Origin of the sequence: Streptomyces sp. NPDC051020 (assembly GCF_040683105.1) — a bacterium.
Lineage (GTDB): Bacteria > Actinomycetota > Actinomycetes > Streptomycetales > Streptomycetaceae > Streptomyces.
The window spans coordinates 1-9,766 of record NZ_JBFBCG010000143.1; the positions used below are offsets into that span (position 1 = coordinate 1).

Sequence of the window (9,766 nt, forward strand, 5' to 3'; positions counted from 1 at the left end):
AGGGCCGGCCGGCCACCGACCACGAAGGCCGTCACATCGACGGCGACGGCCCCATGCCGCCCTTCATGGGCGGCGCCACTGCCCGTCTCCCGCTCTCCTGTCACCTGCTCTGGAGCCCGCATGTCCCCTGCGCACCACACACCGCGGCGATCCGCCGCGCTGACGACTCTCGTCTGTCTCACCCTCGCACTCGTCACCGGCTGCACATCCCACGCCGCGGAGCCACCACCCCCCAGCCGCTCCCCCACGCACTCCCCCACTGCCCCCGCGTCCGCCGGCTCCCCCGGCTCCCCCGGCTCCCCCGGCTCCCCCGGGGCGGATCAACCCGCGGCTCCCACTCAGGTGGCCATCCCCTCGATCGGAGTGACCAGTTCCCTGATGCCGCTCGGCCTCAACGCGGACGGCACCGTCGAGGTCCCACCGGCGGAGCAGGGCATGACAGCAGGCTGGTACACGGGAAGTGCGATCCCGGGCGACCGCGGAGCAGCCGTCCTCATCGGGCACAACGACACCCGGTTCGGCAGGGCCGTCTTCCACGACCTGAAGAAGATCCGCAAGGGTGCGGACATAGTCGTGCGCAACGAGCAAGGCCAGGCAACCCACTTCACCGTCACCGGCACGGAGTCCGTGAGCAAGAAGGCGTTCCCCACGAAGAGGGTGTACGGCAGGACCGACGACCGCGCTCTCCGTCTGATCACCTGCGACGGCGCATTCGACGCCCAGGGGCACCCGGTGGACAACCTCATCGTCTACGCGACCGTCCGCTGACGGCACGCCCGATGAGGCCTCCACCACCATTGGTACGCGATGGAGGGCCTCCCGACACCCGGCGTCTACCCATGAGTAACTCCCGCTGATTGGATGGGTGTCGCCTGTTCCACCCCCCATCAGCAGATGCAGGAGACCTCGTGCCGCTCACCGCGCTCCGCCGCACCTCCGGCGTGACTTTGTCCGCCGCGCTTGCCGCCGTCACGCTGATCGCCAACGCCCCTCAGGCGTCGGCGACCGACGTCCCGTCCCTGCGCGTGCTCACGTACAACACGTTTCTGATGAGCAAGAACCTCTTCCCGAACTGGGGACAGGACCACCGAGCCGCAGAGATACCGAAAACATCCTTCTTCCAGGGCAATGACGTGGTCGTCCTCCAGGAGGCGTTCGACAACTCCGCCTCCGACGCACTGGCGCGGAGCGCGTCCGCTCAATATCCCTACCAGACACCGGTGATGGGCCGGAGCAAGAGCGGTTGGGACGCCACCGGCGGCGCCTACTCGGCCACCACTCCGGAGGACGGCGGGGTCACCGTACTGAGCAAGTGGCCGATCGTCCGCAAGGAGCAGTTCATCTACAAGGACGCCTGTGGCAGCGACTGGTGGTCCAACAAGGGCTTCGTCTACACCGAACTGAACGTCAACGGCACCAAGGTTCATGTGGTGGGGACCCACGCCCAGTCGACCGACTCGGGATGCAAGGCCGGCGAGGCGGCGCAGATACGCAGTCGGCAGTTCAAGCAGATGGACGCTTTCCTCGATGCCAAGAACGTCCCCGCGTCCGAACAGGTCATCGTGGCAGGCGACATGAACGTCGACTCCCGCTCCCCCGAGTACGCGTCGATGCTCGCCGACGCCGGACTGACCGGAGCCGACGCCCGCACCGGGCACCCGTACTCCTTCGACACCCAGGACAACTCGATCGCCGCCGACCGCTACCCCGACGACCCGCGCGAGGACCTCGACTACGTCCTGCACCGCACCGGGCACGCGAAGCCGGCAGGCTGGACGAACGAGGTGGTCAAGGAGCAGAGCACGCCCTGGACCGTCTCCAGCTGGGGCACAGACTACACGTACACGAACCTCTCCGACCACTACCCGCTGATCGCTTCCGCCCGATAGCGGATCCGCCGCGATGTGTACATGCCCGAGCCGGGCGGACCTGCCTGCCCCAGCCTGACCGCGCTGGCTTCGGCGCTGGCCGCCCTGGTCGCCGCGCTGTCCGGGGCGAGCGAGCAGGGGGCGCGAGCGTGACCGTTTCCGGAGCGGCCAGGATCTCGACGACACGGCGCACCGGCCTCGCAGCCTGACGAGGCCGCGGGACCCCGTGATGGGATGGTGCCGTGAGCCGCACCGTGGAAGAGACCAACCGCCGCATGCTTCGGGCACGGGATGCGATGGACCGCGCGTACGCGCAGCCGCTGGACGTCCCGGCCCTGGCCCGGATCGCCCATGTGTCCCCGGCACACTTCGCACGTACCTTCCGGGCCACCTTCGGCGAGACGCCGCACCGCTATCTGCAGCGCCGCCGTGTTGAGCGGGCGATGTCCCTGCTGCGGGAGACCGACCGCAGTATCACGGACATCTGTTACGAGGTCGGGTTCGGCAGCACCGGCACTTTCAGCCGCACGTTCCGCGACATCGTCGGCCGGTCACCGAGGACGTACCGCAAGGAAACGGCGGCCGTGAACGTGCCCACGTGCTTCACGAAGACGTGGACGCGACCGAGCGCCTGAGCGCCGGGGCAGCCCGTCCACACGGGCTGTCGGCTGAGCAGTTTTGGATAAGTTTTCGCCGGGCCGACCCACTAACGTGATGCACATGTTCAACGCCATCACGCACTCTCAGATTTACGTCCTCGACCAGGACGAGGCCCTCGACTTCTACGTCGGCAAGCTGGGGCTGGAGATCAACGCCGACGTCGACGTGGGCTTCATGCGCTGGCTCACGGTCAGCATTCCCGGACATCCGGAACGCCAGATCCTGCTGGAGAAGCCGGGACCTCCAGCGATGTCCGAGGAGACGGCTCAGCAGGTCCGCGAACTGGTGACGAAGGGCGCCACGGGCGGCTCGCTCATCTTCACCACGGACGACTGCCGAAAAACGTACGAGACGCTGCTGGGCCGGGGCGTGGAGTTCACCGACGAGCCCACGGACCGTCCATACGGAATCGACTGCGGCCTCCGCGATCCCTTCGGCAACAGCATCCGCTTCACCCAGCTCACAGGTTGAGAACCGGAGGGCGAGCGGCCGCGATCACGGCGGTGCTGATCGCTAACGGCAACGGCGCCTGCCGTCCCCGCCCCAGGTGGTTCGCGACCGCCTGCCCTCCCTGCGTACAGGCCCTGCAGTGGTCGGGCCTGCCGAGTGAGTTCCTGGTGGAGGCCGGTGCGTGACGCCGCGCGTCGCTGCTCGCGGCAGCCGGATTCAGGGCTGCGCCTCCCAACGAGCCATCAGCTCTCTCGCCAGGGCTTCCCGGCCCGCCGCCAATACTGGTGAGTCGAAGGTGAACTTCCGGCCGCCCGGTCCGAGGACCGCCATGCCTCGTTCTCTTACCAGCGCAGCCCCCGCCGCGACATCCCATGGTTTCGGACCGATGCAGATGCAGGCGTCGAGCCATCCTTCGGCCACCCCCACCAGGTCCATGGACATGGCCCCCTGCATCCTGATCCGATAGGCCTCTCCATACAGGCGCCCGATGAAGGCCTTGTGCCGGGGGTTCCCTGAGCCGGCACCGGTGATGCCGATCACCGCCCGGGACACCTCCCGGACGCCGAGCGGCTCCATTGCCGGGCCGGTCGTGCGTCCAGAGACCCAGCGGCGGCCGAGGGCCGGTGCGTCGATCACGCCCAGAGATGGCTGTCGGTCCTTCACAAAGGCCAGCGAGAGTGCATACCCGGGCGCGCCCCGGGTGAAGTTCATCGTTCCGTCGATCGGGTCCAGCAGCCAGCACGTGGGCGGCAGCGGACCGCCGGCAGTGGACTCCTCGCCGATGACCGGAACCTCGGGCGTGCGCCGGCGCAGGACGCGTGACACCCGGCGTTCGACTTCGATGTCGGCGTCCGTGACCTCCTCGCCCGACGGTTTGAGCTTCCGCTCCCGCCACTGCGCACCCGCCAGGGCAAGCCACTCCACCCCCGCGTCCATCGCCTCCTCAGCGGCGGACCGCAGCTCCGAGTCCTCTGTCACGCCGGGTCCAGTGCCCGCTCCACCAGCTTCTCCGCGTGGGCCCCGTGTTCCCCCATCACATAGAAGGTGAGGCGGTCGAAGGTCCACTCCTTCTGCATTGAGGTGCGCTCGGGGGCGGATGCGACCAGCTTCAGGGCGATGTCTTCCTCGGCGCGGCCCAGCGTGATGTGGGGCGCATACGCGTCCCCGGTGTATCGGTATCCGTACTCGGCGAAGCTGGCCCGCTCGTCCGGAGAGAACCGCGAGGTGTCCTTGGACGTGTCGAACGCGGCACGGTCAAGGTGGGGCGCGAGCACCGACAGGACGGCTGCTTGCAGTTCACGCAGAAGCCGTGGTCTCTCCAGCGAGAGGAACACCCAACCGGTGGGCTGGTAGACGATGCCGGTGGAGGCGAGCCGGATCTCCTCCGGAAGGCTCATCGAGTCCGCAATGGCCGCCAGCTCCCGCTCCGGGCTCAGGGAGTCCAGGAACGGTCCCTGAAATACGGTGACGTGAGGGAGATTTCCGTCAGGGCTGAGAGGGGGTTGCAGTCGATGGTCTTCCCCCACGTCCGTCTGCAACTGGATCGCGGAACGGGTGTGTTCCGCGGACGGCAGCAGGGCAACACCCAGCCATCGGGTCACGGTTGAGCTCCTGTCTTCGTAATCACGTGCAGCGCGGCGTCGAGTCCCCTGCGCATGCATTCCGCCGGCGACTCCCCGTAGAGCCAGCCGGCGATCACTCCGGCGTTGAAGGCGTCACCGCCTCCGGTCCGATCCACTGGCTCTACAGGGACCGTCGGCTCCTGGACGACTGGGCCGCAGGGGGACGCCCAGAGTGCGCCATCGGACCCCAACGTCAGGATGACATCCCCGGAAAGCAGCTTCGCGTACCGCTGTGCCGTACCCGCCGTGTCGCCCTGTGATGCCTCGGGCAGGCGGCTCGCCTCGTCCGAGTTCATGAGGTTCAGCGATGCCCCCCGGGCAAGAGGGCTCATGTCCCTGCCGTTCCACTCGACGGAGAGCGAACGGCCGGTCCGGTGGGCGAGCTCTGCCAGGCGTCCGAGCGAGGGTGTGGGGTCACCGACCAGATGGACGTGATCCGCTCGGCGTACGTCCTCCTCCGTGACGGCGTTGAAGGCCAGGTCACGGTCTGCTCCCGCGAAGGTCATCATGCGTTTCCCGGTGGTGGAGGAGAGAACGATCGCCATGCTCGTCCGCGTGGTTGTGTCGACGCGCATCAGCGATGTGTCCACCCCGCCTGCCTGCAGGCCGTCGAGGCAGACAGCGCCGAGGGTGTCATCGCCGACGGCGGACACCAGCTCGGCCGTACATCCCTGCTTCACCAGTCCCAGAGCGGTGTTGGCCGCGGATCCTCCGGGAAAGGCCGCGTAGTCGTTGCCGCGGAGCTTCTCATGCTCCTCCGGGAGTCTCGTTGCCTGGACGATGATGTCGAAGTTGGTACCACCGGCCACGAGGACACGCTTCCCGGCGGTCACGGCTGTCCCAGTCGGTAGCTCTCGAACAGGACATGCCGCACCAGTCGTTCCCTGCTGTGGGGGCTGCTCTGCTGCGGAAACGTCGCATGGGCGACCAGGTCGTGGACCAGCTCCTCGAATCTGTCGTCGTCGGAGCCGATGTCGTGGAATCCACGCATGAGTTCCCGGTGGAGCTCTCCCGGCTGCAGCCTCAGCTCGTTGAGCCAGGACCGGTTGGCCATGAGAATGTTGGCTGCCGCAGAGCGAAGTCCTGCCTGTGCGCTGTTCGGAAGCATGTCGGAGTTGAGCAGCTCGAAGTAGTCGTCGTCATCATGCGCGTGCATCCGGAGATTCTGCCCGCCGACCGCCAGGACGTCCCTGTTCAGATGGAAAAGCTCCAGACCGAGATGGTGTGGGACATCGAGGATGCTCACGCCGCGCTCTGCCAGACCTGCTTCGTCGGTCGAGAACGCCGCCAGAATGTTGGCGAACATGTCGCTGTGTTTCGGCACTGCGATCTGAGCTCCGGCCGGATCTGCGAGAAATTCCTCTGCCGTCATCGCTCCCCAGCGGCCGCCGCGGGCTGCCAGGAGATAGAAATTGCGGCCGCCCATCGAGTATCCCACTCGCCCGACGGGCACGACCTGGGACCGGATTTCCTCCTCCGCGTCGAGCATTCGGAGCAGGCGTTGCTCGTTGTAGATCGCGAGATCCAGGGTCCGCTGGGCCACGTCCCTGACCAGGTGGTCGGACCAGGGCAGCTGGACGGCGACGACCCTGTGATTCCGCTTGGCCAGCACGTCCTCGAACCCGCACCCGAGGAGCAGCGCTTTCACCACGATGAGGGTGGAGTCGGCAAGGCGGGTCGTCCCTCTGACACGCCCTGCAGCCGCCAGCGCCTGCCGTGCCTCGTTCTCGGCAAGAGAGGTACTCGTCTCGCCGTACCAGACAGCCAATTGCGTCAGCGCGTTGAGACACGGCTGCACGTCCTCGGCGGAGATCTCCTCGCCCGAACCGTCCAAGGCATGGCTGCCGAAGTTGCCGTAGTTCTGAATGGTCCGAATGGCGAGGACGACCTTGGGCGGAACCAGCCCTTTGGTGGTGAGCACCGTGAGGAGGGATTCCAGTGTCGGTTTGGAACCGACAGCTTCCTGCATGGCGATATCCAAGAGGATCGACTCCGCCGCCCTTCTCGCTGTGCTGAGGAAAACCTCAGGGTCCGACTCGGCGTACCTCAAGGCCTTCTTGTAAAGCCGGAGCGACTCGCCCTCGTTCACCGTCACGTCGTCCGTGTCCTCTGCGGCAGTTTTGACGCGACACTACCAAGTGTGTTTTCGGCGACGCCAGTTCACATTCAGTCATCGCCTCGGGAGCTGCCGCGGAGGGATCCCAGCACGAGACGCCCGTAGCGGGTGCCCAGGGCGGCGGCCGTCGATGCCAAGGCGATACCCAGCCCGATCAGGAGATGGACGGGGTCGTCGTCACCGAGCACCTGGAGGATACTCAGGGCGGTTCCGAGCGGCAGCCCGAGGATGGTGAGAACACCCAGAGCTCCGGCGATCTGCTGACCGTCCTGGGTCTGGACGAGGCGGGAGTAGTCGGCCGCCTCGGCGAGGATCTCCGCGAAGCGGGCGGGTAGACGATGCTGCCCCTGATAGGCCAGGAGCAGCTCATTGGCCGGGCCGTGTGCGGTCAGATGCTGCCGCCAGTAGGTACTGCGAAATCCTGCGATGTCCTGTTCGAGTGCCGTGACTCGGCGGGCCAGCCCTGGGCCGTCGAATACGTCGGCGAGACCGTCGGTCAACTCGTCGATGTGGTCGCGCTGGATCGTGCCGAGAAGAAGCGCGTCGAGGTAGACCGTACGGAAATGCAGGTCCGCGAAGTCGTAGAAGTCGCCGTCCCCCTGGTCGGGGCGGTGTCCGAGGAAGGCAGCCCCGTGCCGCAGCACAAGGGCGCTCCAGTCGGCGGAGATGCGCACAATGTGCTCGGTCTGGTCCCGCAACTGCTCGAGGGTCGTCGGGAAGTCGGTCTCGTTGGAGCGGGAGGCCAGGGACCAGAGCCAGCTGTCGGCGGAGTCGGGAAGCCGGCCGTCACTCCGCAGAGCGGCGGTGTGTGTGGCGTCCGGGGTGAGGAAGGCGACGGTATAGGGGCGGGCGAGGGCGAACGGTGCTTCGGCACCTCGGGGTTCCGCGACTCCGGCCAGGAGTGTACCGGGCGCCAGCGGCCCGTCCAGAGGATCGTCTCCGGCTGTGTGCCGATGGCCGATGGCACGCAGGACGTCCAGGAGGACAGGACCTTCGACAGTGAAATGCAGGACCGCCAGAGCGTGTTGCTGATCCTGGGTCTTGACTGTGCGCAGGAGTTCCATGCCGTGCAAGTGCAGGGACCGATGTGTGATGTCCGTGAACCGGTGCCAGCGACGGGGCCGTTCGCGGGTTCCGTAGAGCGCGCGTGCGGCGGCCGGGGTGTAGTAGGTCTGCCGGGTTTCCGCATCGGTTCTTCGGCTGCCGAGTTCCAAGGGTAGAGGGCCTTCGGCCCAGGGGGGAGGGGAAGGGATCCGGACGGGGATGACTACGGTGACCGTCTGCCGGACACCGGTAATGGAACCGATCTCGGTCGTCACTGGAATTGCCCCGTCCGCTCACATCCGCCCCTGCCGGCGCGCCAGGTGGCCGAAAAATCGTCATGCGTGGATCTCCAGCTACGCACATCCGGCAGCTGATCGCCGGGCAAGGTTACCCAGTTACTGTCGCGAGCCGCAGGTCAGCGCTTCAACACAGCGCCTGGATACGCCGGTTCAGGCGTGCAGCAGTCCCTCTTCGGTATGATCACCGATTGCTCGCGAGGTGGGGACCGTCGACCATAGGGGGATATGTGACGTTCGACGAGGAGTGGGCCGAGCTCAAAGCCGAGGCGCTGGCACGCCGGTCCACCAGCATGCAGCTCAACCACCTGCCGGCGGACCCGGGCGGCGCTACCGCCACTGGGACCCTGGACTACAACACTGCTTCGATCAACGGCAATGCAAATCTGCTCATCGAAATCGCGGGCCTCCTCTACGAAGGCAGGCCTGACGGAGACCTGAGCAACATGGCCCGGGAACCCAGGACGCACAGCGATGTAGCAGCGCAGGTCGAACGCTTCAGCCGGTTCGCTGACGACCAGTTCCAGGACGCCATAGCGCTCTTCGCGGCTCTCGCCACACGACTCAAGACCACCGGGACCGACTTCGTGACCGTGGACGACGGCAACGCCCAAGGTTTCCTCGACAATGTCTTGCGCTATGGCCAGTACGTAGCACCGGTGGCGAAGTGAACGGGCTGAGCCACCGCAAGGACGTCGAATTCCTGGAAGGCTGCAACCCGGCACTCGTGGAGCGGAACGCCGATGAATTCAAACGAATACGCGACATGCTGGTGGAAGTCGACGAGCCCGCCGAGCGAGCGGAAAAGAGGACGCACTGGCACAGCGAAGGAAGCCAGCACTATGAAGCACGCGTCGCCGAGGCGCGCAAGCTGCTGACGGACATCGCAGAAGGGTACGGCAAGGCCAGCAGCACCTTGCGCACCTACGCCTATGCGCTGGAGACCGCCAAGAGCCACTACTCCAACGGCAAGGCGAACGAACAGGCGCTGGCCGATCTGATCGGCACCAAAGGCACCGCCATCACCCGTGAGGCACAGGACGCGGAACCCATGCGCCAGTGGGAGGACATGCGGGGAACCACGGGCGTCCTCGACTTCTTCGCCGAGCTCACCATGGACATCGACGACATCAAGGACCAGGCGGACCAGCTGCACGACGCCGCAGGAGGTGCCTTCCACCTCGCCAAGAACACGGAGAAGGAAGCCCGTGACATCTGCGTACACGGAATGAAGGAGGCATACGAGCTGCTGCCCGAATTCCGGATGGGCTCCGTGAAGCGTGTGGACATCTTCTCGGCCATCGCAGCCATGCGGCGCGAAGCACATGAAGCGAGTGGAAATCCCCTCACACGCCTCCCCGGCAGCGGGCCCAAACAGGGCTACGCCATGCCGGTCGGGGAGAGCCCCATCTCGCCGACGCTCCGTGACATCCGGATGCAAGTCGCCAATCTGCCCGGGGCTAAGGACAGCTACTGGGATCTGCCGTCCTCGGACCAGGATCGGAAGAAGTGGATCGCCGCGAACAAGGAGATCATTCAGGCCGCGGCGAAAAACTCAGGGCTGCCAGCCGACATGGTCGCCGGTATCGCCTGGCAGGAGATCGGCGGCCAGCCAGGGCGGTTTCCATCGGTGGTTGCGACTCCTGGAAGGAGTCCGTCCGATGCCGAAGTATCCGCCGAACCGGCTGCCGCTGTCGGTGCCCAAGGAGT

General features: G+C 66.4%; 11 protein-coding genes. 6 read left to right on the plus strand and 5 right to left on the minus strand.

The genetic code is table 11. From position 1 onward, the window contains the following. Positions 1–120 precede the first annotated feature (120 nt). From AB0N06_RS36610 to AB0N06_RS36625, 4 genes are all read left to right on the plus strand, one after another. Complete coding sequence (locus AB0N06_RS36610; protein WP_366139008.1) at positions 121–768, plus strand: class F sortase; 648 nt, start codon at positions 121–123, stop codon at positions 766–768. 140 nt (positions 769–908) lie between these two features. Then, positions 909–1,889 (plus strand): sphingomyelin phosphodiesterase, encoded by a 981-nt coding sequence (sph, locus tag AB0N06_RS36615; RefSeq protein ID WP_366139009.1) that lies wholly within the window; start codon positions 909–911, stop codon positions 1,887–1,889. Positions 1,890–2,143: 254 nt separating this feature from the next. Further along, a complete protein-coding gene (locus tag AB0N06_RS36620) occupies positions 2,144–2,503 on the plus strand; it encodes an AraC family transcriptional regulator (protein WP_366139018.1) in 360 nt (119 codons plus the stop codon). An 85-nt stretch (positions 2,504–2,588) separates the two neighbouring features. Then, positions 2,589–2,999, plus strand: a complete 411-nt coding sequence (locus AB0N06_RS36625; RefSeq protein WP_366139010.1) for a VOC family protein — start codon at positions 2,589–2,591, stop codon at positions 2,997–2,999. Between the two features lie 195 nt (positions 3,000–3,194). Here AB0N06_RS36625 and AB0N06_RS36630 read toward each other — a convergent pair whose 3' ends face one another. From AB0N06_RS36630 to AB0N06_RS36650, 5 genes are all read right to left on the minus strand, one after another. After that, complete coding sequence (locus AB0N06_RS36630; protein WP_366139011.1) at positions 3,195–3,956, minus strand: inositol monophosphatase; 762 nt, start codon at positions 3,954–3,956, stop codon at positions 3,195–3,197. Then, the gene (locus AB0N06_RS36635; protein WP_366139012.1) at positions 3,953–4,579 is read right to left on the minus strand and encodes a 2'-5' RNA ligase family protein; all 627 of its coding nucleotides are present in this window, start codon (positions 4,577–4,579) and stop codon (positions 3,953–3,955) included. Before AB0N06_RS36635 ends, AB0N06_RS36630 begins: the two co-directional genes overlap by 4 nt. Continuing rightward, positions 4,576–5,409 (minus strand): carbohydrate kinase family protein, encoded by an 834-nt coding sequence (locus AB0N06_RS36640; protein ID WP_366139013.1) that lies wholly within the window; start codon positions 5,407–5,409, stop codon positions 4,576–4,578. The genes AB0N06_RS36635 and AB0N06_RS36640 overlap by 4 nt, the downstream gene beginning before the upstream one ends. A 20-nt stretch (positions 5,410–5,429) precedes the next feature. Then, positions 5,430–6,695, minus strand: coding sequence for a DUF4145 domain-containing protein (locus AB0N06_RS36645; protein ID WP_366139014.1), 1,266 nt, complete (start codon positions 6,693–6,695; stop codon positions 5,430–5,432). Between the two features lie 71 nt (positions 6,696–6,766). Beyond that, on the minus strand, positions 6,767–7,930 hold the full coding sequence (locus tag AB0N06_RS36650) for a hypothetical protein (protein ID WP_366139015.1): 1,164 nt from the start codon (positions 7,928–7,930) through the stop codon (positions 6,767–6,769). A gap of 356 nt (positions 7,931–8,286) precedes the next feature. Here AB0N06_RS36650 and AB0N06_RS36655 point away from each other — a divergent pair, with 356 nt between their 5' ends. Together AB0N06_RS36655 and AB0N06_RS36660 are read left to right on the plus strand one after the other, a co-directional pair. Further along, the gene (locus AB0N06_RS36655) at positions 8,287–8,727 is read left to right on the plus strand and encodes a hypothetical protein (RefSeq protein WP_366139016.1); all 441 of its coding nucleotides are present in this window, start codon (positions 8,287–8,289) and stop codon (positions 8,725–8,727) included. Further along, on the plus strand, positions 8,724–9,766 hold a 1,043-nt coding region (locus AB0N06_RS36660), incomplete at its 3' end, for a hypothetical protein (RefSeq protein ID WP_366139017.1). The genes AB0N06_RS36655 and AB0N06_RS36660, both read left to right, overlap by 4 nt.